The organism is Aquabacterium sp. OR-4, from assembly GCF_025290835.2.
Classification (GTDB): Bacteria; Pseudomonadota; Gammaproteobacteria; order Burkholderiales; family Burkholderiaceae_C; genus Pseudaquabacterium.
The window spans coordinates 2,230,087-2,255,573 of sequence record NZ_JAOCQD020000001.1 but is presented as its reverse complement, the minus strand read 5'-3'; the positions used below and the strand labels follow the sequence as shown (position 1 = coordinate 2,255,573).

Here is a 25,487-nt window from a genome sequence, read left to right as displayed (position 1 = left end):
CCTTGCCGGCTGTCTGACCCGAGAACCTTACGCCTCATGGCCACCGCACTCGACCTGCAGGAGCAGGAACAACTCGACGAACTCAAGGCCTTCTGGAAGAAGTACGGCAACCTGATCACCTGGGTGATCACCGCCGTGCTGCTGGCCTTTGCCGCCTGGAACGGCTGGAACTGGTACCAGCGCGACCAGGCCGCCAAGGCCGCCGCGATGTTTGACGCGCTCGACCAGGCCGCCGTGCTGGGCGACGCCGACAAGGCCGGCCGCGTGTTCAACGACCTGAAGGACCGCTACCCGCGCACCGTGCTCACCCAGCAGGGTGGCCTGATGGCCGGCAAGCTGCAGGCCGAGAAGGGCCAGACCGACGCCGCCAAGGCCACGCTGGGCTGGGTGGCTGAAAACGGCAGCGAGCTCGAGTACCGCGCCATCGCCGGCCTGGCCCTGGCCGGTGTGCTGCTCGATGCCAAGCAGCCCGATGCCGCACTGAAGGCGCTGGACGGCGTGACCGCCCCCACCTTTGCCGGCCTGGCCGCCGACCGCCGCGGCGATGTGCTGCTGGCCCAGGGCAAGCCCGCCGAGGCCAAGACCGCCTACCAGGCCGCCTGGAAGGCCATCGACGAGAAGACCGACTACCGCCGCCTGGTGGAAGCCAAGCTGACCGCGCTGGGCGCCGCCCCGGCCCCGGCCGCCGCCGCCTCTGGAGCCGCGCAATGATGCGGCGCCTGAGCCTGGCCACGCTGGCCGCACCGCTGGCCTGCGCCGTGGCCCTGCTGGCCGGCTGCGCGGCCGACAAGCCCAAGCCCACCGCGCTGGACACCGTGGCACCGCAGATCGCCGGCCGCCAGGTCTGGCAGGCGCGGCTGGATGCGGTGCAGTTTCCGCTCGGTGTGGTGTCGCGCAATGGCCAGTTCGTGGTGGCCGGCAGCGACGGCACGGTGATGGCACTGGACGCCGACAGCGGCCGCGAAGTCTGGCGTGGCAGTGCCGGCGACAAGCTCTCGGCCGGCGTGGGCAGCGACGGCCGCCATGCCGCCGTGGTGACCCGCGACAACGAGCTGGTGGTGCTCGACCAGGGCGTCAAGGGCTGGAGCAAGCGACTGGCCACGCGCGTGGTCACGCCGCCGCTGGTGGCCGGTGGCCGCGTGTTCGTGATGGGTGTCGACCGCGTGGTGCACGCCTTCGATCTGCAGGACGGGCTCAAGCTGTGGTCGGCCACGCGCCAGGGCGAGGCCCTCACGCTGGCCCAGCCCGGCCTGCTGACCGCCTTCCAGGACACGCTGGTGGCCGGCATCGGCGCCGTGCTGGTGGGCATCGATCCCACCAAGGGCAGCGTGCGCTGGGAGCTGCCGCTGACCTCGCCGCGCGGCACCAACGAGGTCGAGCGTCTGAACGACCTGCTGGGCCCGATGGTGCGGGTGGGCGACGTGGTCTGTGCCCGCGCGTTCCAGACCGCAGTCGGCTGTGCCGACCTGGCCAAGCGCAGCGTGCGCTGGAGCCGCAATGCCGGTGGCATGAACGCGGTCGGCGGTGACGCCGAATACCTGTTCGGCGCCGATGGCTCCGACCGCATCAACGCCTGGCGCGCCAGCAATGGCGACCTGGCCTGGAGCAACGAGCGCCTGCTGTACCGCAGCCTCAGCGCGCCGCTGTCGGCCGGTAGCGCGGTGATCTTCGGCGACTACGAAGGCCAGGTGCACTTCCTGTCGCGCGCCGAGGGCAAGCTGGTGCTGCGCCTGCCCACCGACGGCTCGCCGGTGGTGGCGCAGCCCGTGCTGTCGGGCGCCACCGTGCTGGTGGTCACCCGCAACGGCGGCCTCTTCGCCTTCCGTCCCGAATGATGTTCAGCCCCGCGCTCGCCTGGCTCGCTGGCCCCCGCGGGGCCGCCAGCCTGCCTTGGGGCGGCCCGGCGTCTGGCCGGCCCCTTCGATTCCTGTCCGAGCACGCCAAGTGAAGCCTGTCATCGCCCTCGTGGGCCGCCCCAATGTGGGCAAGTCCACGCTGTTCAACCGCATGACCAAGAGCCGCGATGCCATCGTGGCCGACTTTGCCGGTCTCACGCGCGACCGCCACTACGGTGACGGCCAGCACGCCGGTCGCAGCTTCATCGTCATCGACACCGGCGGCTTCGAGCCCGAGAAGCCCACCGGCATCGTGGCCAAGATGGCCGAGCAGACCCAGGCCGCGGTGGCCGAGGCCGATGTGGTGGTGTTCGTCGTCGATGCGCGGGCTGGCGTCTCGGCGCAAGACCACGACATCGCACGCTACCTGCGCACCGCCAACAAGCGCACCCTGCTGGCCGTCAACAAGGCCGAAGGCATGCTCGAGGCCCCGGCGCTGGGCGAGTTCTTCGAGCTCGGCATGGGCGATCCGAACCCGGTGTCGGCGGCGCACGGCCAGGGCATCCGCAGCCTGCTCGATGTCGCCCTCGACAGCTTTCCCGAAGACGACGAGCCCGCCGAGCCCGATGCCAACGCGCCGATCCGCCTGGCCGTGGCCGGCCGGCCCAACGTCGGCAAGAGCACCCTGATCAACACCTGGCTGGGCGAGGAACGCCTGGTCGCGTTCGACATGCCGGGCACCACGCGCGACGCGATCAGCGTGCCTTTCGAGCGCAACGGCCGCAAGTTCGAGCTGATCGACACCGCCGGCCTGCGCCGCAAGGGCAAGGTCTTCGAGGCCATCGAGAAGTTCTCGGTGGTCAAGACCCTGCAGGCCATCGCCGATGCCCATGTGGTGGTGCTGATGCTCGACGCCACCCAGGGCGTGACCGACCAGGACGCGCACATCGCCGGTTACATCCACGAATCGGGCCGTGCCGTGGTGGTGGCGGTGAACAAGTGGGACGCGGTGGATGCCTACCAGCGCCAGATGTTCGAGCGTGCGCTCGAGCAGCGCCTGGCCTTTCTGCGCTTTGCCGAGGTGCTGCAGATCTCGGCGCTCAAGCGCCAGGGGCTCACGCCGCTGTGGCGGGCCATCGCCGATGCCCACAAGTCGGCCACCACCAAGATGCCCACGCCGCAGCTGACGCGCCTGCTGCACGAGGCGGTGGAGCACCAGCAGCCCAAGCGATCGGGCATGTTCCGCCCCAAGCTGCGCTACGCGCACCAGGGCGGCATGAACCCGCCGATCGTGGTCATCCACGGCAATGCACTCGAGCATGTCACCGACGTCTACAAGCGTTACCTCGAGGGGCGCTTTCGCGCGCACTTCAAGCTGGTGGGCACGCCGATGCGCATCGAGATGCGCTCGTCGAAGAACCCGTTCGACGCCGACAAGGACTGATCCTGTCGCTTGTGGGGGCCAGCGCGGCGAGGGTCTCAGGGCTTTCCCCGATGTGTTAATGTGCCTCCTCCAGAACCCTCTCCAACACGGAGTCATATCGTGAGCAACAAAGGGCAGCTTCTACAAGACCCGTTCCTGAACCTGCTGCGCAAGGAGCATGTACCGGTCTCGATCTACCTGGTCAACGGCATCAAGCTGCAGGGCCACATCGAGTCTTTTGACCAGTACGTCGTCCTCCTGCGCAACACCGTCACCCAGATGGTCTACAAGCACGCCATCTCCACCGTGGTGCCAGGTCGTCCGGTGAACTTCCACGCCAGCGAACCGGCCACCCCGGCCTGAGCGCGCACCCTGAACCGCGGCCCAGTGCCCCGCACGCCCACTTGAGTTCCGAACACCGGGACCCTTCGACCGACGACGACCGTCCCGGCCCCGCACGGGCCGTGCTGGTGGGCGTTGACCTGGGCGACGCCAAGTCCTTCGATCCCACGCTGGACGAGCTGGCGCTGCTGGCTGAATCGGCGGGCGATGTGACGGTGGCGCGGGTGATCGCGCGCCGGCGTGCGCCCGATCCGGCCTTGTTTGTGGGCAGCGGCAAGGCCGACGAGATCAAGATGCTGGTGCAGATGCATGGCGCCCATGGCGTCATCTTCGACCAGCCGCTCTCGCCGGCCCAGCAGCGCAACCTCGAGCGCCACATCGGCGTGGCGGTGTCCGATCGCACGGCGCTGATCCTCGAGATCTTCGCTGCGCGCGCGCAAAGCCACGAGGGCAAGCTGCAGGTCGAGCTGGCTCGCCTGCAGTACATCGCCACCCGCCTGGTGCGGCGCTGGAGCCACCTTGAGCGCCAGCAGGGCGGCATCGGCGGCCGAGGCGGTCCGGGCGAGGCCCAGATCGAGCTGGACCGCCGCATGATCGGCGAGCGCATCAAGCAGGTGAAGGCGCGGCTCGAGAAGGTCAAGCGCCAGCGCAGCACCCAGCGCGGTGCACGGCGGCGCAGCGGCACCTTCCGCGTCTCGCTGGTGGGCTACACCAATGCCGGCAAGAGCACGCTGTTCAATGCCCTGGTCAAGGCGCGCACCTATGCGGCCGACCAGCTGTTCGCCACGCTCGACACCACCACCCGCAGCCTGTACCTGCAGCAGCTGGGTGCGGCGGTGGCCTTGTCGGACACCGTCGGCTTCATCCGCGATCTGCCGCACAAGCTGGTCGAGGCTTTCGAGGCCACGCTGCAGGAGGCGGCCGATGCCGATCTGCTGCTGCATGTGGTGGATGCCTCGAGCCCGGCGCTGCAGGAGCAGCGCGATGAGGTCGAGCGTGTGCTGGCCGAGATCGGCGCCGGCGACATCCCGCAGGTGCTGGTGTTCAACAAGCTCGACCGGCTGGAGGCCGCGCCGCGCGAACTGCGCGACTGGCTTGAGCGCCCGGGTGGCGTGCGCACGCCGCGGGTGTTTGTCAGTGCACGCGACGGCAGCGGGCTCGAGGGCCTGCGCGAGCTGATTGCGCAACTGGCCGGCGCGCAGGACTTGAATCCACCCGACGAGGCCCAAGATCCTCGGTTCCGCGCCGAGGCATCGGAGTCTGGCGAGCCGTCGGAAACCCTGCTGTTTTCGCCCACGGGCTCCGATTTGCCCAAGTTACCATCGGCGTCCTCATGAGCATGCACGCATCTTCTTCCACCTCGTCGCGCCACTTCGGCGTGGCTGGCTTCCGTGGGCGCCTGGGCGCCGTGGCCGTTGCCGGGCAGGCGCTGGTCAGCGCGCTGTGGCAACGCCGCCCGGACGCCGCCGCACCGCTGCAGATGGCCAACGGCCGCAACGACGGCCCGCCGGATCTCGACGAGCTGTGGCGCGACTTCAACCGCAAGCTGTCGGGTCTGTTCAACGGCAAGGGCGGCGGCAATGGCCAGCCGCCGCGCCGTGACCAGCAAGACCCCGATGGCGGCGGTGGCCCCTCGTTCCAGCCCGACATGAAAAGCGCCGGCATCGGCGTGGGCCTGATCGCGCTGGTGGTGGCCGTGGTGTGGGCCGGCAGCGGCTTCTTCATCGTGCAGGAAGGCCAGCAGGCCATCATCACCACCTTCGGGCGCTATGCGCAGACGGTGGATGCCGGTTTCCACTGGCGCTTTCCGTTTCCGTTCCAGGCCCACGAGACGGTGGGCGTGACGCAGCTGCGCTCGGTGGAAGTGGGCCGCAACAGCGTGGCCCAGACCACCGGCCTGCGTGACTCGTCGATGCTGACGATGGACGAGAACATCGTCGACATCCGCTTCACCGTGCAGTTCCGGCTGAAGGATGCCAAGGGCTACCTGTTCAACAACCGCGACCCCGATCTGGCCGTCGAGCAGGCCAGCGAATCGGCCGTGCGCGAGATCGTCGGCAAGAGCAAGGTCGACTCGGTGCTCTACGAGCAGCGCGACGCCATCGCCACCGACCTGGCCAAGTCGATCCAGAACCAGGTCGACCGCCTGGGCGCGGGCATCCTGATCGTGGCGGTGAACGTGCAGAACGTGCAGGTGCCCGAGCAGGTGCAGGCGGCGTTCAACGACGCGGTGAAGGCCGGCGCCGACCGCGACCGCTACAAGAACGAAGGCCAGGCCTATGCCAGCGACGTGGTGCCCAAGGCCCGCGGCACGGCGGCGCGCCTGAAGGAAGAATCCGAAGGCTACGCGCAGCGCGTGGTGGCGCAGGCCGAGGGTGATGCGCAACGCTTCCGCGCCGTGCTCACCGAGTACCAGAAGGCGCCTGCCGTGACCCGCGACCGGCTGTACGTCGACACCATGCAGCAGGTCTACAGCAGCGTCACCAAGGTCATGGTCGACAGCCGCAGCGGCTCGAACCTGCTGTACCTGCCGCTCGACAAGCTGCTGCAGCCCTCCGGCGCCTCGGCGCCCACCGGCACGGTGCAGGTGGTGCCGCAGTCGGTGCCGGCCGCGGCGCAGAACAATGACGCGGGTTCGGCCTCGGGCGCCGCCGCCGCCGACTCGCGTTCGCGCGACGGCAGCCGCAGCCGCGACCGCGACGGCCGCTGAACCACGCGCTGGACGACTCAGACCATGAATCGAATCGGACTCTACGTGGCTTCGGCCCTGCTGGTGGTGATGCTGCTGGCTTCCACGCTCTTCGTCGTCGACCAGCGCCAGCTGGCGGTGGTGTACGCGCTGGGTGAGATCAAGGAAGTCATCAGCGAGCCGGGCCTCAAGGTCAAGCTGCCGCCGCCGTTCCAGAACGTCGTGTTTCTCGACAAGCGCATCCAGACGCTGGACAGCCCCGAGACCCGGCCGATCTTCACCGCCGAGAAGAAGAGCCTGGTGATCGACTGGCTGGTGAAGTGGCGCATCTCCGAGCCGCGCCAGTTCATCCGCAACAATGGCGTCGACATCCGCAACCTCGAAGGCCGGTTGAGCCCGGTGGTGCAGGCCGCGTTCAACGAGGAGATCACCCGCCGCACCGTGCGTGGCGTGCTCGCCGCCGAGCGCGACAAGGTGATGCAGGACGTGCGCAAGCGGCTCGAGGACGAGGCCAAGGCCTTCGGCATCGAGATCGTCGATGTGCGCATCAAGCGCGTGGACTTTGTGGCCGACATCACCGATGCCGTCTACAAGCGCATGGAATCCGAGCGCAAGCAGGTGGCCAACGAGTTGCGTTCGCAGGGCCAGGCAGAAGCCGACAAGATCCGCGCCGAGGCCGAGAAGCAGCGCGAAGTGATCATTGCCGAGGCCTACCGCGACGCCCAGAAGATCAAGGGTGAGGGCGATGCCAAGGCCAGCGCGATGTATGCCGACGCCTTTGGCCGCGATCCGTCCTTTGCCAAGTTCTACCGCAGCCTCGAGGCCTACCGCGCCAGCTTCCGCAACAAGTCGGACGTGATGGTGGTCGACCCCTCGGCCGACTTCTTCAAGGCCATGCAGGGCAGCGGCAGCGCTGCGGCCCCGGCAGCCCCGGCCCGCGGCAAGAACTGACACGGTTCAGCGGGCGGCCACGATGGCGGATCTGCTGCTCGGCGCACTGGCGCTGATGCTGGTGATCGAAGGCCTGCTGCCCTTTCTGAGCCCGCGCCGTTGGCGCGAGGTGTTCGCCCGCGCGCTGGCCCTCAGTGACGGTCAGCTGCGCTTCATCGGCCTGGCCAGCATGCTGCTGGGCCTGCTGCTGCTGAGCCTCTGGCATTGAGCCGCACGGGCCGGCGGTGCGCCGGCCGGCGGCCTTTGATGCGTGTCGCAGGCCACCGTGCCGGCATGCCGCGCCGGTACAATGCCGTTTTCAACCCCCCCGGGTTTTCAAATGTCTTCTGCTTGGCTGCTGCCCGAGCACATTGCCGACGTGCTGCCTGCGCAGGCGCGGCGCCTCGAAGAACTGCGTCGTGGCCTGCTGGACATGGCGCGTGGCTACGGCTTCGAGCTGGTCATGCCGCCGCTGCTCGAGCACCTGGATTCGCTGCTCAGCGGCACCGGGCATGAGCTGGATCTGCGCACCTTCAAGCTGGTCGATCAATTGAGCGGCCGCACCCTCGGTGTGCGCGCCGACAGCACGCCGCAGGTGGCGCGCATCGACGCACACCTGCTCAACCGCGCCGGCGTCACCCGGCTGGCCTACTGCGGCCCGGTGCTGCACACGCGGCCACAGGGGCCGCTGGCCACGCGCGAGCCGCTGCAGTTTGGCGCCGAGATCTACGGCCACGCCGGGCTCGAGGCCGATCTCGAGGTGATGGATCTTGCGCTGGACGGTCTGCGCGCCGCCGGCCTGGGTGATCTGGTGATCGACCTGGCCGATGCCCGCCTGGTGCGTGGCGTGCTGGATGGCGTGGCGCTGGATGCCGCGGCGCTGGGCGAGGTGATCGCCGCGCTGGCCGCCAAGAACAGCGCCCGCCTCGAGGCGTTGGCGGCCGGTTTTCCGGCCGAGGCCCGCAGCGGCCTGCTGGCGCTGCCGCTGCTCTACGGTGATGGGGCCACGCTGGCTGCGGCGCGCGAGCGCCTGCCGGCGCGGCCGATGATCCATGCGGCGCTGGACGATCTGGCCTGGCTGGCCAGCCATCTGGCGCGCGTGCATCCCGATGTGCGGGTGGGTTTCGACCTGTCCGACATGGGTGGCTACAGCTACTACTCGGGCACCCGCTTTGCGGTCTATGCGCCCGGTGCGGCCGATGCACTGCTGCGCGGTGGCCGCTACGACGAGGTGGGCGCGGTGTTCGGCCGCAACCGGCCGGCGGTGGGTTTCTCCGCCGACCTGAAGGTGCTGGTGGCCTGCGCGCCGGTGCCGCCGCAGCGCCGCGCCATCCGCGCGCCCTGGAGCGAAGACCAGGCCCTGCGCCAGGCGGTGCGCCGCCTGCGCAGCGAGGGCGAGACCGTGGTCTGCATCCTGCCCGGCCATGAGCACGAAGGCCAGGAGTTCGACTGCGACCGCGAGCTGGTGGCCGCCGACGGCCCGGCTGGCAAGACCTGGACGCTGCGTGCGCTGTAAGCGCTTGCAGCGGGCCTGAAGATTCAACTGATTGTCGAGACTGCAATGCAACAGAACACCGCACCCACGCCCGGCCGCAACGTCGTGGTGGTGGGCACCCAATGGGGCGACGAAGGCAAGGGCAAGGTTGTCGACTGGCTGACCGACCACGCCCATGGCGTGGTGCGCTTCCAGGGCGGCCACAACGCCGGCCACACGCTGGTGATCAAGGGCGTGAAGACGGCGCTGCAGCTGATTCCCAGCGGCATCATGCGCGACGGCGTGCCCTGCTACATCGGCAACGGCGTGGTGGTCGATCCCAGCCACCTGCTGCTTGAAATCGAGCGGCTCGAGAAGATTGGTCTGGAGGTGCGTTCGCGCTTGTTCATCAGCGAATCCTGCCCGCTGATCCTGCCCTTCCATGTGGCGGTGGACAAGGCGCGCGAGGCGCTGCGCGAGGCCACGCCGGCAGGCAAGATTGGCACCACCGGCAAGGGCATCGGCCCGGCCTATGAAGACAAGGTGGCCCGCCGCGCGCTGCGCATGCAGGACCTGAAGCACCCCGAGCGCTTTGCGGGCAAGCTGCGCGAGCTGCTGGCGCTGCACAACGAGGCGCTGTCGGGCTACCTGAAGAGCGAGCCGCTGGAGTTTGCGCCGATCTACGACCAGGCCATGGCCGTGGCCGAACAGCTCAAGCCCATGATGGCCGATGTGGGCTATGCGCTGTACAAGGCACACAAGGCCGGCGCCAACCTGCTGTTCGAAGGCGCGCAGGGCACGCTGCTCGACATCGACCACGGCACCTACCCGTTCGTCACCAGCAGCAACTGCGTGGCCGGCAATGCCGCGGCGGGCGCAGGCGTGGGCCCGGACCTGCTGCAGTACATCCTGGGCATCACCAAGGCCTACACCACGCGCGTGGGCGGCGGCCCGTTCCCCACCGAGCTCGACATCGACGCCGTGGGCGGCGTTGGCCACCACCTGTCCACCGTGGGCCAGGAGCGCGGCACGGTGACCGGCCGCGCCCGCCGCTGCGGCTGGCTGGATGCCGCGGCGCTCAAGCGCGCGATCATCATCAACGGCGTGTCGGGGCTGTGCATCACCAAGCTCGATGTGCTCGACTCGCTGCCCGAGATCAAGGTGTGCGTGGGCTACACCCTGCGCGGCCAGGCCATCGACATCCTGCCGCTGGATGCCGACGACATCGTGGCCTGCGAGCCGGTGTGGGAGGTGTTCCCGGGCTGGAGCGACAGCACCTTCGGCGTGACCGAGTGGGACAAGTTGCCGGCCAATGCCCGCGCCTACCTGCAGCGTGTCGAGCAGTTGATCGGTGCGCCGATCGACATGGTGTCCACCGGTCCCGACCGCGAGCACACCATCTTGCTGCGCCACCCGTACAAGATCTGATCGGCGGCAGCCACGGCGCCGACGCATCATTCAAGAACATCACGAGGAGAACGCATGCTCACCGATGACGGCAAGCACCTGTATGTGAGTTGGGACGAGTACCACCTGCTGATCGAGCGCCTGGCGCTCAAGGTGGCGCACTCGGGTTGGGAGTTCGACCAGATCCTGTGCCTGGCGCGCGGCGGCATGCGCCCGGGCGATGTGCTGTCGCGGGTGTTCGACAAGCCGCTGGCCATCATGAGCACCAGCAGCTACCGGGCCGAGGCCGGCACCATCCAGGGCCGGCTGGACATGGCCAAGTACATCACCATGCCCAAGGGCGAACTGGCCGGCCGCGTGCTGCTGGTTGACGACCTGTCCGACTCGGGCGTCACGCTCAAGGCGGTGGTCGAACGCCTGCGTGGCGTGCCGGCGATCAGCGAGCTGCGCAGCGCGGTGATCTGGGTGAAGGGCGTGTCGAGCTACATGCCCGACTACCATGTGGACATGCTGCCGACGAGTCCGTGGATCCATCAGCCCTTCGAGGAGTACGACGAGTTGCGTCCCGAAGGCCTGGCCAAGAAGCTGGCGATTTGACCGATCGCGTGCCGGCCCCACTGGCCGATGCCGGAGACGGCATCGCGGGGTGGGTGTCTGGCACCGCGATGCACGCCTTGCCAAACCCGTTGCCGCATCTCGCGGCCTTTTTCTTGACGTTTCGAAAGCCCAAAGCAAAACAGCCAGCACTTGCGTGCTGGCTGTTTGCTGGTGTTGGTGCCCAGGAGAGGACTCGAACCTCCACGGAGTTACCCGCTAGTACCTGAAACTAGTGCGTCTACCAATTCCGCCACCTGGGCTTTCAGGTCATCAACTACTGAAGCTAGCAGTATAGCTACGAATTCATGCAGAACACAAATAACCACAATTTTAGTACGGCTTTAATGAGCGAGGTCGAGGGCACGGTGCTGGGTCACCGCGATGGCCACGGCTTCTTGCGCCGCGACGATGGCGCGCCCGACATCTATCTGGCGCCGCAGGAAATGCGCGCCGTGCTGCACCGCGACCGCATCCGCGTGCGTGTGGTGCGCTACGACCGCAAGGGTCGCCCCGAGGGCCGGGTGCTCGAGATCGTGGAGCGCCGCAAGTCGCCGATCATCGGCCGGCTGCTGCACGAGAACGGCACCTGGCTGGTGGCGCCTGAGGATCGCCGCTACGGCCAGGACATCCTGATTCCCAAGAACGCCACGGCCAATGCCGCGGTGGGCCAGGTGGTGGCGGTGGAACTGACCGAGCCGCCGTCGATGTATTCGCAGCCGGTGGGCCGCATCACCGAGGTGCTGGGCGAGATCGACGACCCGGGCATGGAGATCGAGATCGCGGTGCGCAAGTACGAGGTGCCGCACCGTTTTGCCGCCGAGACGCTGGCCCAGGCGGCACAACTGCCCGACCGCATCCGCCCGGCCGACCAGAAGCACCGCATCGACCTGACCGACGTGCCGCTGGTCACCATCGACGGTGAGGACGCGCGCGACTTCGACGATGCGGTGTACTGCGAGCCGCTCAAGCGCGGTCGCGGCAAGACGGCCTTCAGCGGCTGGCGTCTGATCGTGGCGATTGCCGACGTGAGCCACTACGTCAAGCCGGGCGAGCCGATCGACGACGATGCCTACGAGCGCGCCACCTCGGTGTACTTTCCGCGGCGGGTGATCCCGATGCTGCCGGAGAAGCTGTCCAACGGCCTGTGCTCGCTCAACCCCGATGTGGGGCGCCTGGCCATGGTCTGCGACATGCTCGTGCGCGAGGACGGCGAGATCGATGCCTACCAGTTCTACCCGGCGGTGATCTGCTCGCATGCCCGCCTCACCTACACCGAGGTGGCGGCGGTGCTGGGCAATACCCGCGGCGTCGAGGCCCAGCGCCGCAAGGATCTGGTGCCGCATCTGCTGCACCTGCACGAGGTCTACCGCGCGCTGCTCAAGCAACGCGGCACGCGCGGCGCGATCGACTTCGAAACCACCGAGACGCAGATCGTCTGCGACGACAACGGCCGCATCGAGAAGATCGTGCCGCGCACCCGCACCGACGCCCACCGCCTGATCGAGGAATCGATGCTGGCGGCCAATGTCTGCGCGGCCGATTTCATCGAGCGCCACGCCCATCCGGCGCTGTACCGGGTGCACGAGGGCCCGACGCCCGAGAAGCGGGTGTCGCTGCAGGCCTACCTGCGCGGCCTGGGCATCGGCGTGTCGCTCAGCGACGAGCCCACGCCGGCCGAGCTGCAGGCCATCGCCCAGGCCACCAAGGACCGGGTGGATGCGGCGCAGATCCACGCGATGCTGCTGCGTGCGATGCAGCAGGCCATCTACACCGCCAGCAACTCGGGCCACTTCGGCCTGGCTTACGAGGCCTACACCCACTTCACCAGCCCGATCCGGCGCTACCCCGACCTGCTGGTGCACCGGGTGATCAAGGCCCTGCTGCTGGCCAAGCGCTACCACCTGGTGACCGGCGAGGTGCAAAACCCGGCGCAGCCGCCGCGGCGCGCACCGCCCAAGGCCGCGGCCAAGCCCAGCGGCAAGGCCAAGACCCAGGCCAGCGCGCAGGAGATGGAGGTGTGGGAAGGCGCGGGCGCGCATTGCAGCGCCAACGAGCGCCGCGCCGACGAGGCCTCGCGCGATGTCGAGGCCTGGCTCAAGTGCCGCTTCATGCGCGAGCACCTGGGCGAGGAGTACGGCGGCACGGTCAGCGCGGCCACCACCTTCGGCCTGTTCGTCACGCTCGACGAGCTGTATGTCGAGGGCCTGGTGCACATCACCGAGCTGGGCGGCGAGTACTACCGCTTCGACGAGGTCAAGCAGGAGCTGCGCGGCGAGCGCACCGGCGTGCGCTACGCCGTGGGCTCACGGGTGCGGGTGCAGGTGATCCGGGTGGACCTGGACGCGCGCAAGATCGACTTCCGCCTGGTGCGCGAGGGCGAAGAGGCCGACCGCCTGCTGGCCCGTGGCCGCAAGCCGGCGCCGGCCAGCGCGGTGGACGAGCTCGAGGTGGTGCATGTGCGCGACCGCGAGACCAAGGCCGCCCGAGGCAAGGCCCTGGCCTCGCGCCAGGGCGCCGGCACCAAGGGCGTGGCCGGCAAGAAGGCGCGCACGGCCGGTGCCAAGTCGGCCGGCGCGGCCAAGGCCACCAAGAGCCGCACGCGGCGCTGAGCCTGCCGGGCCGGTCAGGCCCGGGATCACCCGCTGGCCCGCCCGCCTTGTTCTGAGTGCTTGGCGGCTGGCGCGGCGGCCGATACCGCAGCGGCCATGGCCTCGATCAGGTCACCGGCCCTCAGGGGCAGGTGCGGCGGGCCGGTTTCGGCCGCGCGGCCATGCCACCACACGGCGGCACGGGCGGCGGCCAGTGCGTCATCCAGGCTGGCCGAATCGCCTTGTGACCACAGGCCGCCCAGCCAGCCGGCAAGCACATCGCCCGAGCCGGCGGTGCCCAGGCGGGCATTGCCGGTCGGGTTGATCGATGGCGGCCGCCCTGGCGCGGCCAACACGCTGCCCGAGCCCTTCAGCACCAGCACGGCGCGCAGGCGCTCGGCCAGCTGCATGGCGCTGGCCAGCCGGTCGGCCTGCACCTGCGCGGCGCTGCAGCCAAGCAGGCGCGCCGCCTCGAGCGGGTGGGGGGTGAGCACGGTGGGCTGCTGGCGGGCGATCAGGGCCGCGGCCAGTCCGGCATCGGCGGCCATGGCGTTCAGCGCGTCGGCATCCAGCACCAGGCGGCCGGCGTGGGCCAGCACCGCTGGCAGCACGGCTTGCACCGGCGCGCCGCCGCCGCAGCCGCACACCACGGTGGCTCGGGCCAGGGTGTCGGGCTGCAGCAGATCGGCCGGCTCGCGCGGCATCAGCTCGGGCCGCGCGGCATCCACCGCCAGCGCATCGCCGGCCAGCCGGGCCACCCATACCCGGCCGGCGCCGGCGGTCAGCGCCGCGCGCGCGGCCAGCAGCGCGGCGCCGCCCATGCCGGCGGCGCCTCCCAGCACGATCACATCGCCAAAGCTGCCCTTGTGCTGGCTGTGGCGGCGCGGCAGCGTCGGCGGCATGCCGCCCAGCCAGGCGCTGGCAGGCTGGCCTGCGCCATCGATGCCCAGCGTGGCCAGCCACACCCGCCCGGCATGGTCGCGACCGGCGCCGGTGAACAGGCCGGGCTTCAGCGTCAGCAGCGACAGCGTGTGCTGTGCCTGCACCGCTGCGGCGCCCAGCGGGCGGCCGGTGTTGGCGCACAGGCCCGAGGGCAGGTCAACGGCCAGCACCGGCGCGCGCTGGGTGTTGAGGCGTTGGATCGCGGCGGCCAGCAGGCCCGCGGGCTCGCGCGTGGCGCCCAGGCCCAGCAGGGCGTCGATGCACAGCTCGGCGTCGAGCTGCGCCGGCAGGTCGGTGCTGATCGGCACGCCAGCCGCGCGCGCCTGCTGCCAGGCATCGGCGGCGTCGGCGGGCAGGGACTGGGCCTCGCCCAGCAGGCTGACCTGCACCTGCAGGCCCCAGCGCTGCAGGTGCAGCGCGGCCACCAGGCCATCGCCGCCGTTGTTGCCCGGGCCAGCGGCCACCCACACGCGGCGGGCATGCGGGGCGATGGCCAGCGCCAGGCGGGCCACGGCCAGGCCGGCGCGCTGCATCAGCGCATGCGCTGGCTGGCTGGCCAGGGCCGCCTGCTCGAGCGCGCGCGAGGCGGCCACATCGTGCAGCGGCCAGCCCCTGGCGGCGGGCAGGATCGGGGTGATGGTGGCCGTCGGGCCGGGCAGGGCGGACATCGGGCGCGGGCTCCAGGGGCAGGGCGTCGCCAAGGTGGCGCGGCCGATTGTGCGGGCGCGGCGCCGGCCGCGGCTGCGCTGGGTCAGCTCAGCGGCGGCGCAGGCGCGAGATATCCAGCCCTTCGGTGTCGATGGCCGGCGTGCGCCCGGCGATCTGGTCGGCCAGCACCCGCGCCGAGCCGCAGCTCAGCGCCCAGCCGCTGGAGCCGTGGCCCAGGTTCAGCCACACGCCGGGTGCGCCGCTGGCGCCCAGCAGCGGCGGGCCATCGGGCAGCATCGGGCGCGCGCCCTTCCACTGCTGCACCTGGGCCAGCTGGGCGCAGCCGGGGTACCAGTCGTCCAGCACCTTGTACAAGGTGGCGATGGCGCGCGCATCGTGGCGGTCGAGCCGGCCGCCCAGCTCGGCACTGCCGGCCACCCGCACCCGCTGCCCCAGGCGGCTGATGGCGACCTTGAAGCGCTCGTCCATCACCGCCGCGCGGGGGCCGAAATCGGGGTGCCCTTCCACCAGGCGCAGCGGCGCGCTGATCGAGTAGCCATGCACCGGCGCCAGCGGCAGGCGCAGGCCCAGCGGCTTGAGCAATGCGGGCGAGCCGAGCGCGGCGCAGACCACCACCGCATCGAAGGGCTCGCTGCGCGCGTCGAGACCGGCGGCGTCGGCATGGCGCAGCTGGGGTTGGCTGCCGGCCTCGATGGCCAGCACGCTGCGCTGGAAGCGGAACTGCGCGCCCAGGCGCTGCGCCTCGCCGCGCAGCAGGTGCGCAAACTGCCGGCAGTTGCCCACGCCATCGTCGGGCAGGTGCACCGCGGCATGCAGCGGCGTGTCGGGGTTCAAGCCGGGTTCGATGGCGCGGGCGCGGGCGCCATCCACCAGATGGAACCTGACCCCCAGTTCGGCCAGCAGCTTGAGGCTGCCGCGATTGCCGGCCAGATCACGCGGCGTGCGCAGCAGCACCAGGTAGCCGCGCGATTGCTCGTAGTCGATGCGCAGCTGCTCGCCCAGGCTGGCCAGATGGGCCTGGCTGTAGCGCGCCAGGCGGTGCATGCGCGCCCGGTTGGCCTGCCACACCGGTGCGCTGCAGGCGCGCCACCAGCGCCACATCCAGCCCAGCTGGCCGCTGGCCCAGGGGCGGCCCAGGCGCACCGGCGCGTGGCTGCCCAGCAGGTGGCGCAAGACCTTGGCCGGCATGCCCGGCGCAGCCCAGGGCGTGACATAGCCCGGCGCCACCACGCCGGCATTGGCAAAGCTGGTTTCTTCGGCCACGCTGCCGCGGCGCTCGAACACCGTGACCGCATGGCCGTCCGAGGACAGCTCAAACGCAGTGGTGACGCCGACGATGCCGGCGCCGATGACGGCCACACGCATCGCTCAGCTCCGCCGGAAGTCTGGGTGGTGCCGGGCGGCCATGGGCTGCGCGGCGACCGAGGGCGGGGCCGGCACAGCCGGCTTGCAGCAAGGTGCAGTCATGTTCAATCAGTGGCTGCCGTGGAAGGCCGCGGCCAGCGTGGTCTCGATCACCTGCGACACGCCCAGCACCGTGTCATCGGCCAGTGCCGGGCCCCAGACCATCAGGCCCACCGGCATCTGGCCCGGCGCCTGGCAGGGCAGCGACAGCGCGCAGCCGTCCAGCATGTTCACCACCGAGGGGTTGCGCAGCAGCAGCGTGTTGATGGCAAAAAAGCGCTGGTCGTTGCCCAGCAGCGGGGCCAGGGGCGGCGCCACCATCGGCACGGTGGGCGACAGCACCGCATCAAAGCTGGCCAGCCGCGACTCGACGGCGGCAATCCAGTGGCGGCGGGCGTCGATCAGATCAATGTAGTCGGCCGCGCCCATGGCCTGGCCGCGGCGGATGCGCAGCGCCACGCGCGGGTCATACAGGTGCTCGCGCGAATCAAGGCGCTGGCGGTGCCAGGCCCAGCTCTCGGCCGCGGCAAAGCCGCCCTGCGCCTGCAGGTTGGCCAGCTCGTTGAGCTGGGCCAGCGGCAGCTCCTCGAGCTGCGCGCCCGCCGCGCGCAGCAGGGCCAGCGCCTGCTCGAAGCTGCGGCCGACCTCGGTGTCCAGGCCGTCGAGCATCACCGTCTGCACCACTGCCAGGCGCAGCGCGCCCAGCGGCCGGGCCAGCGGGTGAGGCGTGCGCGCCGCCAGGATGCCGTGCACCAGTGCCGCGTCGCGCACGCTGCGGGTGATGGCGCAGGCGGTGTCCAGCGTGGTCGACAGCGGAATCGCGCCGTCCAGCGGCACCCGCCGCTGCGTGCTCTTGAAGCCCACCAGGCCCTGCAGCGCGGCCGGGATGCGGATCGAGCCGCCGGTGTCGGAGCCCAGCGCCGCCCAGGCGGCGCCGCTGGCCACGCTGACCGCGGCGCCCGAGCTCGAGCCGCCCGGAATGCGCGGTGTGGCGTTGAGCACCTGGGTCACCGGATTGGCCGGCGTGCCATGGTGCGGATTGATGCCGACGCCCGAGAACGCGAATTCGCTCAGGTTGGTGTGGCCGATCAGCGCCGCGCCGGCAGCGCGCATCCGGGCCACGGCGGGGCAGTCGGCAGCCGCGGGTTCGGCGTCGGCCATCGAGGCCGAGCCGGCGGTGGTGGGCTGGCCGCCGACGTCGAACAAATCCTTGATCGACACCGCCAGACCGGCCAGGGCCGGCACCGGCGCGCCGGCATCGTGGGCATGGTCGACGGCCATCGCCGCCGCGCGGGCCTGGGCGTCGAAGCGGCGCACGAAGGCATGCTCAGCCGCCGGCGTGTCGGCCGCGGTGAGCGACTGCACCAGCAGGGCGGTGGCGGTGGCCTCGCCGCGGTGAACGATGCCCGCTGCAGCGCACAGATCCGGACCGCGTCCGGATGCTATAATCTTCGGGTTTATCTGGAAGTCCATCTGAGCCGAGGCCGAAACTTTGAGCTCAGCGCCGGCATCACGTGCCGGCCTGCCAGATGACAGAGCGTGTGAGCAAGCAGGATTGAGCCGGATGCCGGTGACAAGCTTGCGAACACAAATTCGCGAACCGGCCATCGAACAGGTGTCGCTCCAGTGGTGTGTTGGCATGAAGCCACCCCGCTGGGCGATTCGCGCCGGATTCTAGACTCAACCTTCGGAGTTACCCCATGTCCGTCACCATGCGTGAAATGCTGGAAGCCGGTGTCCATTTCGGTCACCAAACCCGCTTCTGGAACCCCAAGATGGCCCCGTTCATTTACGGCCATCGCAACAAGATCCACATCATCAACCTGGAGAAGACGCTTCCGAAGTTCCAGGAAGCGATGGCCTTCGTGCGCCAGCTCTCCGCCCGCCGCGGCACCATCCTGATCATCGGCACCAAGCGCCAGGCGCGCGAGGTGGTGGCTCTCGAGGCCGGCCGTTGCAACATGCCCTTCGTCGACCAGCGCTGGCTCGGCGGCATGCTGACCAACTTCAAGACCGTCAAGGGTTCGCTGAAGAAGCTCAAGGACATGCAGGCCCAGCGCGAAGGCGGTCTGGAAACCATGACCAAGAAGGAAGGCCTGATGTTCGAGCGCGAGATCGCCAAGCTCGAGAAGGACATCGGCGGCATCCAGGACCTGACCGCGCTGCCTGACGCGATCTTCTGCATCGACGTCGGCTATCACAAGATTGCCGTGGCCGAGGCCAAGAAGCTGGGCATCCCGGTGATCGGCGTGGTCGACACCAACCACTCGCCCGAAGGCATCGACTACGTGATCCCCGGCAACGACGACTCGGCCAAGGCCGTGGCGCTGTACGCCAAGGCCGTGGCCGACGCCGTGCTGGAAGGCAAGGCCAATGCCGTGAACGACGTGGTGGCCGCTGTGGCCGCCGGCGGCGACGAATTCGTCGAAGTCAGCGAAGAAGCCTGATTCCACGCTGGCCCGCGGTGCGCCCTGGTGGTGCGCTGCAGCCAGCGGCATGCGACGAGGGGCTGGTTCAGCCCCTTTTTCACAACAGATTCCCAATCGGGCGCTTCAATCGGGCGCCCGAGACAGCTCAACCGGAGATTCAAGATGCCTGCAATCACCGCCAGCATGGTGGCCGAACTGCGCGCCAAGACCGACGCACCGATGATGGAGTGCAAGAAGGCCCTCACCGAGGCCGACGGCGACATGGTGCGTGCCGAGGAGATCCTGCGCGTCAAGCTGGGCAACAAGGCCGGCAAGGCCGCCGCCCGCATCACCGCCGAAGGCGTGATCGCCGCCGCGGTGGAAGGCCAGACCGGCGCGATGATCGAAGTCAACTGCGAGACCGACTTCGTCACCAAGAACGACTCGTTCCTGGCCTTCGCCAAGGCCTGCGCCCAGCTGGCCGCCGCCCATGCACCGGCCAGCGTCGAGGCGCTGTCGGCGCTGCCGCTGAGCCAGGACGGCTTCGGCCCCACGGTGGAAGACGTGCGCAAGGGCCTGATCGGCAAGATCGGCGAGAACATGTCGATCCGCCGCTTCAAGCACTACGCCAACGGCGGCACGCTGGCCAACTACCTGCACGGCACGCGTATCGGCGTGGTGGTCGAGTTCGACGGCAGCGATGTGGCCGCCAAGGACGTGGCCATGCACGTGGCCGCCATGAAGCCGGCCGCGCTGTCGTCGGCCGAAGTGCCCGCCGAGCTGGTCGAGAAGGAGCGCAAGATCGCTGCCGAGAAGGCCGCCGAGAGCGGCAAGCCGGCCGACATCGTGGCCAAGATGGTTGAAGGCTCGGTGCAGAAGTTCCTGAAGGAAGTCTCGCTGCTCGACCAGGTGTTCGTGAAGGCCGCCGACGGCAAGCAGACCGTGGCCGCCTACCTGAAGGCCGCCAACACCAGCGTCAAGAGCTTCACGCTCTACGTGGTGGGCGAGGGCATCGAGAAGAAGGTTGACGACTTCGCGGCCGAAGTGGCTGCCCAGGTGGCCGCGGCCAAGGGCCAGTAAGCCCTGCTGGCTCCCCGAAAGGGGGCCTGCATCGCAAGGGGCGCCGGCTGCAAGGTCTGCGCCCCTTAAACTTCGCCGCTGTTCTCGATCACCTCACCCTTCACGGAGCCCGCTGCATGCCGGCCTACAAGCGCATTCTTCTCAAGCTCTCTGGCGAAGCCCTGATGGGCGACGACGCCTATGGCATCAACCGCGCCGTGATCGTGCGCATGGTGCAGGAGGTCAAGGAGATCACCGACCTCGGCGTCGAGGTGGCCGTGGTGATCGGCGGCGGCAACATCTTCCGTGGCGTGGCCGGCGGCTCAGTGGGCATGGACCGCGCCACCGCCGACTACATGGGCATGCTGGCCACCGTGATGAACGCGCTGGCGCTGGCCGACGCGATGCGCGTCGAGGGCGTCACTGCCCGCGTGATGTCGGCCATTGCCATCGAGCAGGTGGTCGAGAGCTATGTGCGGCCCAAGGCGCTGCAGTACCTCGAGGAAGGCAAGGTCGTCGTGTTTGCCGCCGGCACCGGCAACCCCTTCTTCACCACCGACACCGCCGCCGCGCTGCGCGGCGCCGAGATCGGTGCCGAGGTGGTGCTCAAGGCCACCAAGGTGGACGGCGTCTACACCGCCGATCCCAAGAAAGACCCGTCGGCCACGCGCTACGCCAGCGTGAGCTTCGACGAGGCCATTGCCAAGAACCTGCAGGTGCTGGACGCCACCGCCTTTGCGCTGTGCCGCGACCAGAAGCTGCCGATCAAGGTGTTCTCGATCTTCAAGCCCGGCGCGCTCAAGCGCGTGGTGATGGGCGAGGACGAAGGCACCCTGGTTCACGTCTGACTGGAGCGCGCACACCATGACGATCGCCGACATCAAGAAGAACGCCGACGCCAAGATGGCCAAGACCATCGAGGCTTTCAAGTCCGAGCTGCAGAAGATCCGCACCGGCCGCGCCCATCCGGGCATCCTCGACCAGGTGAGCGTGGATTACTACGGCTCGCCCGTGCCGATCAGCCAGGTGGCCAACGTCACGCTGCTCGATGCCCGCACGATCAGCGTGCAGCCCTGGGAAAAGGGCATGGGCGCCAAGATCGAGAAGGCCATCCGCGAAAGCGACCTGGGCCTCAACCCGGCCTCGCAGGGCGACCTGATCCGCGTGCCGATGCCGGCGCTGACCGAAGAGCGCCGCAAGGACCTGACCAAGGTGGTGCGCCATGCCGGCGAAGATGCCAAGGTGGCCGCGCGCAACCTGCGCCGCGACGCCAACGAGCAGCTGAAGAAGCTGCTCAAGGACAAGCTGGTCACCGAGGACGACGAGCGCCGCGCCCAGGACGAGGTGCAAAAGCTCACCGACCGCACCGTGACCGAGATCGACAAGCTCGTGCAGGGCAAGGAAGCCGAGATCCTGGCCGTCTGACGTGGCGCCGATGTGCAGTGCTGTGCGCGCGGTGTCTGCCGCGCTGCTGCCGGGCCGGCTTGCGCTGGCGGCGGGCCAGGGGTCGGCCGGGGTGCCAGCCTTGGTCTTGGGCGAGGGGCGGTCATGACGCGTGATCCGGCGGTGCCGCGCCACGTGGCCATCGTGATGGATGGCAATGGCCGCTGGGCCAAGAAGCGCTTTCTGCCGCGGTTCTTCGGCCACAAGGCCGGGGTGGATGCGCTGGTCAAGGTGATCGATGCCTGCGCCGACCGCGGCATCGAGCACCTCACCGTGTTCGCCTTCTCGTCCGAGAACTGGAAGCGCCCCGAAGACGAAGTCTCCGGCCTGATGGGCCTGGTGCTGGTGGCGGTGACCAAGTACCTGGCCAAGCTGGCCAAGGACGGGGTCAAGATCGTCATCGTGGGCGACCGCGAGGCGGTCAGCGACCGCCTGCGCGCCGCCTGGGCCGAGGCCGAGCAGGCCACCCGGCACAACACCCGCATCACGCTCAGCGTGGCCTTCAACTACGGTGGCCGCTGGGACGTGGTGCAGGCCGCGCGCCAGGCCGTGCGCGACGGGCTGGCGCCCGAGGCCATCACCGAGCAGGCGCTGAGCGAGCGCATGGCCATGCGCCATGCACCCGACCCCGACCTGTTCATCCGCACCGGCGGCGAGGTGCGCATCAGCAACTTCCTGCTGTGGCAGGTGGCCTACTCGGAGCTGGTGTTCACCGACTGCCTGTGGCCCGACTTCGACGCCGCGGCGCTGGACGCCGCACTGTCCGATTACGCCGGGCGCGAGCGCCGCTTCGGCGCCGTCCTGCCCACGGCGCCCTGAGCCCGGTATCGCGATGCTGCGCCAGCGCGTGATCACCGCCCTCGTGCTGCTGGGCGTGCTGTTGCCGGCCCTGTTTGCGCCGATGGCCTGGCCCTTTGCCGCGCTGTCGCTGCTGCTGATCGGCGCCGCCGGCTGGGAATGGTCGCGCCTGAACGGCCGCGCCGGCGCCGTGGCCGTGGCCACTGGCCTGGCGGTGGTGGCGGTGTCGGTCATCCTCGGCCTCGACAAGGCCTTGCCCGAGCAGCGCGGCCTGTGGTGGCCGGCCACGCTGGCCTGGGTGGTGGCGGGCGGCCTGGCCCTGCGTGCCGGGCCGCAGGGCTGGCCGCGGCTGCCGCTGGCGCTGCGCTGGCTGATCGGCGTGGCGCTGCTGGCGGTGGGCTGGAACGCCATTGCCGCGGCGCGCGTCATCGGCATCAATTTTCTGCTGTCGGCCATGGCCCTGGTGTGGATGGCCGACATTGCCGCCTACTTCGGCGGCCGCGCCTTTGGCCGCCGCAAGCTGGCACCCGGCATCAGCCCGGGCAAGAGCTGGGAAGGCGTGTTCTCGGGCTGGGTCGGCGTGCTGCTGCTGGCCTGGCTGTGGGTCTGGGTCGACCGCCACCACGCGCTGGGCTCGGCCAGCCTGTACACCCAGCTGCTGGGCACCTTTGGCTGGTGGGCCCTGGTGCTGGGCTGCCTGGGCCTGGCCGGCCTGAGCGTGGTGGGCGACCTGTTCGAGTCGCTGGTCAAGCGCGCCTGCGGCGCCAAGGATTCCAGCGGCCTGCTGCCCGGCCACGGCGGCGTGCTCGACCGCATCGACGCGCTGCTGCCGGTGCTGCCCGCCGCCATGGCGCTGATCAGCCTCTGACCTCCGCCTGTCGGCCTACCGGATCTCTGCATGCTTGAACGTGTCTGCATCCTCGGCGCCACCGGATCGGTGGGCACCAGCACGCTGGACGTGATGGCGCTGCACCCCGACCGCTATGAAGCCTTTGCGCTCACGGCCCAGCACCGGGTGGATGACCTGGCCGCGCTGTGCCGGCGCTGGCGCCCGCGCTACGCCGTGGTGGGCACGGCCGCGCAGGCCGCGCAGCTGCGCAGCCTGCTGGCCGCCGACAGCCTGGCCACCGAGGTGCTGCACGGCCCGCAGGCCCTGGCCGAGGTGGCGGCGCACCCCGAGGTCGATCGCGTGATGGCGGCCATTGTGGGCGCCGCCGGCCTGCCGGCCTGCATTGCGGCGGCCCGCGCCGGCAAGAAGCTGATGCTGGCCAACAAGGAAGCCCTGGTGGTGGGCGGCCGGCTGTTCATGCAGGCCGTGCGCGAAGGCGGCGCCGAGCTGCTGCCCATCGACAGCGAGCACTCGGCCATCTTCCAGTGCCTGCCCGAAGACCGCCGCGCCTGGCCGCAGCGCATCGCGCGCATCGTGCTCACCGCCTCGGGCGGGCCGTTCCGCACGCGTGATCCGGCCACGCTGCACAGCGTGACGCCCGAGCAGGCCGTGGCCCATCCCAACTGGGTGATGGGCCGCAAGATCTCGGTCGACTCGGCCACCATGATGAACAAGGCGCTCGAGGTGATCGAGGCGCGCTGGCTGTTCGACCTGGCGCCCGAGCAGATCGAGGTGGTGCTGCACCCGCAAAGCATCATCCACTCGATGGTGGTGTGCCGCGACAACTCGGTGCTGGCCCAGCTGGGCACGCCCGACATGAAGGTGCCCATCGCCGTGGGCCTGGCCTGGCCCGAGCGCATTGCCTCCGGCGCCGATGCGCTGGATTTTCTGAAGCTGGCCGCGCTCAGCTTCGAGCCGGCCGATGCGATGCGCTTTCCGGGCCTGCAGCTGGCCTACGACGCGCTGCGCGGCCCCGAGGGCAGCACCACGGTGCTGAACGCGGCCAACGAGGTGGCGGTGGCCGCCTTTCTCGACCGGCAGCTGCGCTTCACCGACATCCACCGCGTCAACGCCGACACCGTGGCGGCGTTGATTCCAGGCGCCGCCGACGCGGCCACGCTCGATGACCTGCTGGCGCTCGATGGGCGCGCCCGCAGCCTGGCCCTGGCCCATGTGCAGGCCTGCTCCAAGGCGTTTGCCCGATGATCACCACCGTGTTCGCGTTCCTGCTCACGCTGGGCGTGCTGATCCTGGTGCATGAGTGGGGCCACTACCGCGTAGCCCGCGCCTGCGGCGTGAAGGTGCTGCGCTTCTCGATGGGCTTCGGCCGCGTGCTCTGGCGCCGGCAAAAAAGCGCCCAGCACACCGAGTTCGTGCTGTCGGCGCTGCCGCTGGGCGGCTATGTGCGCATGCTCGACGAGCGCGAGGGCCCGGTGGCCCCGCACGAGCTGAACCAGGCCTTCAACCGCAAGCCGCTGTGGCAGCGCAGCGCCATCGTGGCCGCCGGCCCGGTGGCCAACCTGGTGCTGGCGGTGCTGCTGTACGCCGCGGCGCACTGGATCGGCATCACCGAAAGCAAGCCGCTGCTGTCGGCGCCGCTGGCCGGCAGCGTGGCCGAGCGCGCCGGCATGCGCACCGGCGACTGGGTGCAGGCCTGGCAGGACGAAGACGGCCAGTGGGTGCCGCTGCCCTCGCTGAACGAACTGCGCTGGCAGGTCACCCAGCATGCGCTGCAGGGCCAGCCGCTGGTGCTGGAGGTCAGCGACAGCCAGGGCCGCGGCCGGCGCCATCTGCGCCTGGCGCTCGACGAACTGGGCGCTCGCGACATCGACGCCGCGGTGATGAAGCGCATCGGCCTGGGCCAGGCCTACAGCGAGCCGGTGCTGGGCGAGGTCAAGGCCGGCGGCCCGGCCGCGCTGGCCGGCCTGCGCAAGGGCGACCGGGTGCTGATGGTCGACGGCCGCCTGGTGGCCGATTCGGCCGAGCTGTTCGAGCGCATCCGCGCGTCTGGCCAGGGTCTGGACGGCGGCGACACCGCCCGCCCCATGGACTGGCGCGTGCAGCGCGACGGCCGCGAACTGAGCCTGGCCGTCACGCCGCGCCTGGTGCGCGACGGCGAGCGCCGCATCGGCCGCATCGACGCCTTCGTGGGCGGCCCGCTGCAGACCGTGCTGGTGCGGCTGGGGCCCATTGAGGGCCTCAGCAAGGGCGTGGCGCGCACGGCCGAGGTGTCGATGCTGTCGCTGCGCATGATCGGCCGCATGCTGATCGGTGAAGCCTCGTTCAAGAACCTCAGCGGCCCGCTCACCATCGCCGACGTGGCCGGGCAGTCGGTCGAGCGCGGCCTGGCCTACTACCTCGGTTTCCTGGCCATGGTGAGCGTCAGCCTCGGGGTGCTGAACCTGCTGCCGCTGCCCATGCTGGACGGCGGCCACCTGCTATATTTCTTCTTCGAGGGTCTGACCGGCCGCCCGGTCTCCGATCAGTGGCTCGCCCGCCTGCAACGGGGCGGCATTGCGATCCTGCTGCTGATGATGTCGGTGGCCCTCTTCAACGATGTGGCCCGCCTGGTGGGCCTGCACTGAAAGCG

The 25,487-nt window shown here is 69.9% G+C and carries 23 protein-coding genes and 1 tRNA gene; 20 read left to right on the top strand and 4 right to left on the bottom strand.

From position 1 onward, the window contains the following. Nucleotides 1-36: 36 nt before the first annotated feature. The 11 genes from N4G63_RS09800 to N4G63_RS09750 all read left to right on the top strand — a co-directional run bounded on the left by N4G63_RS09800 (nt 37) and on the right by N4G63_RS09750 (nt 10,697). Nucleotides 37-711, top strand: coding sequence for a YfgM family protein (locus N4G63_RS09800; protein ID WP_260788175.1), 675 nt, complete (start codon nt 37-39; stop codon nt 709-711). Next, nucleotides 708-1,835: an outer membrane protein assembly factor BamB gene (gene bamB, locus N4G63_RS09795; RefSeq protein ID WP_314599628.1), complete on the top strand. Its 1,128-nt coding sequence runs from the start codon at nt 708-710 to the stop codon at nt 1,833-1,835. Before N4G63_RS09800 ends, bamB begins: the two co-directional genes overlap by 4 nt. A gap of 109 nt (nt 1,836-1,944) precedes the next feature. Further along, complete coding sequence (der, locus tag N4G63_RS09790) at nt 1,945-3,279, top strand: ribosome biogenesis GTPase Der (protein ID WP_260788172.1); 1,335 nt, start codon at nt 1,945-1,947, stop codon at nt 3,277-3,279. A 99-nt stretch (nt 3,280-3,378) separates the two neighbouring features. Next, nucleotides 3,379-3,621 carry an RNA chaperone Hfq gene (gene hfq, locus N4G63_RS09785; RefSeq protein WP_260788170.1) on the top strand — a complete coding sequence of 81 codons (243 nt, stop codon included), beginning with the start codon at nt 3,379-3,381 and terminating at the stop codon, nt 3,619-3,621. A gap of 41 nt (nt 3,622-3,662) precedes the next feature. Continuing rightward, nucleotides 3,663-4,937, top strand: a complete 1,275-nt coding sequence (gene hflX, locus N4G63_RS09780) for a GTPase HflX (RefSeq protein ID WP_443112022.1) — start codon at nt 3,663-3,665, stop codon at nt 4,935-4,937. Nucleotides 4,938-5,080: 143 nt separating this feature from the next. Further along, nucleotides 5,081-6,310 carry an FtsH protease activity modulator HflK gene (gene hflK / locus N4G63_RS09775; RefSeq protein ID WP_260788694.1) on the top strand — a complete coding sequence of 410 codons (1,230 nt, stop codon included), beginning with the start codon at nt 5,081-5,083 and terminating at the stop codon, nt 6,308-6,310. Between the two features lie 24 nt (nt 6,311-6,334). Continuing rightward, nucleotides 6,335-7,240, top strand: coding sequence for a protease modulator HflC (gene hflC, locus N4G63_RS09770; RefSeq protein WP_260788153.1), 906 nt, complete (start codon nt 6,335-6,337; stop codon nt 7,238-7,240). 22 nt (nt 7,241-7,262) lie between these two features. Beyond that, the gene (locus N4G63_RS09765; protein ID WP_260788150.1) at nt 7,263-7,448 is read left to right on the top strand and encodes a DUF2065 domain-containing protein; all 186 of its coding nucleotides are present in this window, start codon (nt 7,263-7,265) and stop codon (nt 7,446-7,448) included. A gap of 111 nt (nt 7,449-7,559) precedes the next feature. Continuing rightward, nucleotides 7,560-8,735: an ATP phosphoribosyltransferase regulatory subunit gene (locus N4G63_RS09760; RefSeq protein WP_260788148.1), complete on the top strand. Its 1,176-nt coding sequence runs from the start codon at nt 7,560-7,562 to the stop codon at nt 8,733-8,735. Between the two features lie 45 nt (nt 8,736-8,780). Beyond that, nucleotides 8,781-10,121 (top strand): adenylosuccinate synthase, encoded by a 1,341-nt coding sequence (locus tag N4G63_RS09755; protein ID WP_260788146.1) that lies wholly within the window; start codon nt 8,781-8,783, stop codon nt 10,119-10,121. Nucleotides 10,122-10,175: 54 nt separating this feature from the next. After that, nucleotides 10,176-10,697 (top strand): phosphoribosyltransferase, encoded by a 522-nt coding sequence (locus N4G63_RS09750; protein WP_260788143.1) that lies wholly within the window; start codon nt 10,176-10,178, stop codon nt 10,695-10,697. Nucleotides 10,698-10,872: 175 nt separating this feature from the next. Here the strand turns inward: N4G63_RS09750 and N4G63_RS09745 are convergent. After that, nucleotides 10,873-10,957: transfer RNA gene (locus N4G63_RS09745), tRNA-Leu, on the bottom strand. Nucleotides 10,958-11,041: 84 nt separating this feature from the next. On the opposite strand from N4G63_RS09745, the gene rnr reads away from it, so the two are divergent. After that, nucleotides 11,042-13,306: a ribonuclease R gene (gene rnr / locus N4G63_RS09740; RefSeq protein WP_443112021.1), complete on the top strand. Its 2,265-nt coding sequence runs from the start codon at nt 11,042-11,044 to the stop codon at nt 13,304-13,306. 26 nt (nt 13,307-13,332) lie between these two features. Here rnr and N4G63_RS09735 read toward each other — a convergent pair whose 3' ends face one another. From N4G63_RS09735 to N4G63_RS09725, 3 genes are all read right to left on the bottom strand, one after another. After that, entirely contained in the window at nt 13,333-14,895 is a 1,563-nt protein-coding gene (locus tag N4G63_RS09735; RefSeq protein WP_260788137.1) for an NAD(P)H-hydrate dehydratase, read from the bottom strand. Nucleotides 14,896-14,983: 88 nt separating this feature from the next. Continuing rightward, nucleotides 14,984-16,261, bottom strand: coding sequence for a D-amino acid dehydrogenase (locus tag N4G63_RS09730; protein WP_260788135.1), 1,278 nt, complete (start codon nt 16,259-16,261; stop codon nt 14,984-14,986). Between the two features lie 108 nt (nt 16,262-16,369). Further along, nucleotides 16,370-17,773, bottom strand: coding sequence for an amidase (locus tag N4G63_RS09725; protein WP_314599627.1), 1,404 nt, complete (start codon nt 17,771-17,773; stop codon nt 16,370-16,372). 227 nt (nt 17,774-18,000) lie between these two features. Here N4G63_RS09725 and rpsB point away from each other — a divergent pair, with 227 nt between their 5' ends. The 8 genes from rpsB to rseP all read left to right on the top strand — a co-directional run bounded on the left by rpsB (nt 18,001) and on the right by rseP (nt 25,482). Then, complete coding sequence (rpsB, locus tag N4G63_RS09720; protein ID WP_260788133.1) at nt 18,001-18,747, top strand: 30S ribosomal protein S2; 747 nt, start codon at nt 18,001-18,003, stop codon at nt 18,745-18,747. Between the two features lie 144 nt (nt 18,748-18,891). After that, the gene (gene tsf, locus N4G63_RS09715; protein ID WP_260788131.1) at nt 18,892-19,788 is read left to right on the top strand and encodes a translation elongation factor Ts; all 897 of its coding nucleotides are present in this window, start codon (nt 18,892-18,894) and stop codon (nt 19,786-19,788) included. Between the two features lie 116 nt (nt 19,789-19,904). Beyond that, complete coding sequence (gene pyrH / locus N4G63_RS09710) at nt 19,905-20,615, top strand: UMP kinase (protein WP_260788128.1); 711 nt, start codon at nt 19,905-19,907, stop codon at nt 20,613-20,615. 16 nt (nt 20,616-20,631) lie between these two features. Next, nucleotides 20,632-21,192, top strand: coding sequence for a ribosome recycling factor (gene frr / locus N4G63_RS09705; protein WP_260788127.1), 561 nt, complete (start codon nt 20,632-20,634; stop codon nt 21,190-21,192). Nucleotides 21,193-21,315: 123 nt separating this feature from the next. Further along, nucleotides 21,316-22,029, top strand: coding sequence for a polyprenyl diphosphate synthase (gene uppS / locus N4G63_RS09700; protein WP_260788125.1), 714 nt, complete (start codon nt 21,316-21,318; stop codon nt 22,027-22,029). A gap of 13 nt (nt 22,030-22,042) precedes the next feature. Continuing rightward, complete coding sequence (locus N4G63_RS09695; RefSeq protein ID WP_260788123.1) at nt 22,043-22,876, top strand: phosphatidate cytidylyltransferase; 834 nt, start codon at nt 22,043-22,045, stop codon at nt 22,874-22,876. A gap of 30 nt (nt 22,877-22,906) precedes the next feature. Then, nucleotides 22,907-24,103, top strand: coding sequence for a 1-deoxy-D-xylulose-5-phosphate reductoisomerase (gene ispC, locus N4G63_RS09690; protein WP_260788122.1), 1,197 nt, complete (start codon nt 22,907-22,909; stop codon nt 24,101-24,103). After that, a complete protein-coding gene (gene rseP / locus N4G63_RS09685; RefSeq protein WP_260788121.1) occupies nt 24,100-25,482 on the top strand; it encodes an RIP metalloprotease RseP in 1,383 nt (460 codons plus the stop codon). The genes ispC and rseP overlap by 4 nt, the downstream gene beginning before the upstream one ends. The last annotated feature ends 5 nt before the right edge of the window (nt 25,483-25,487 follow it).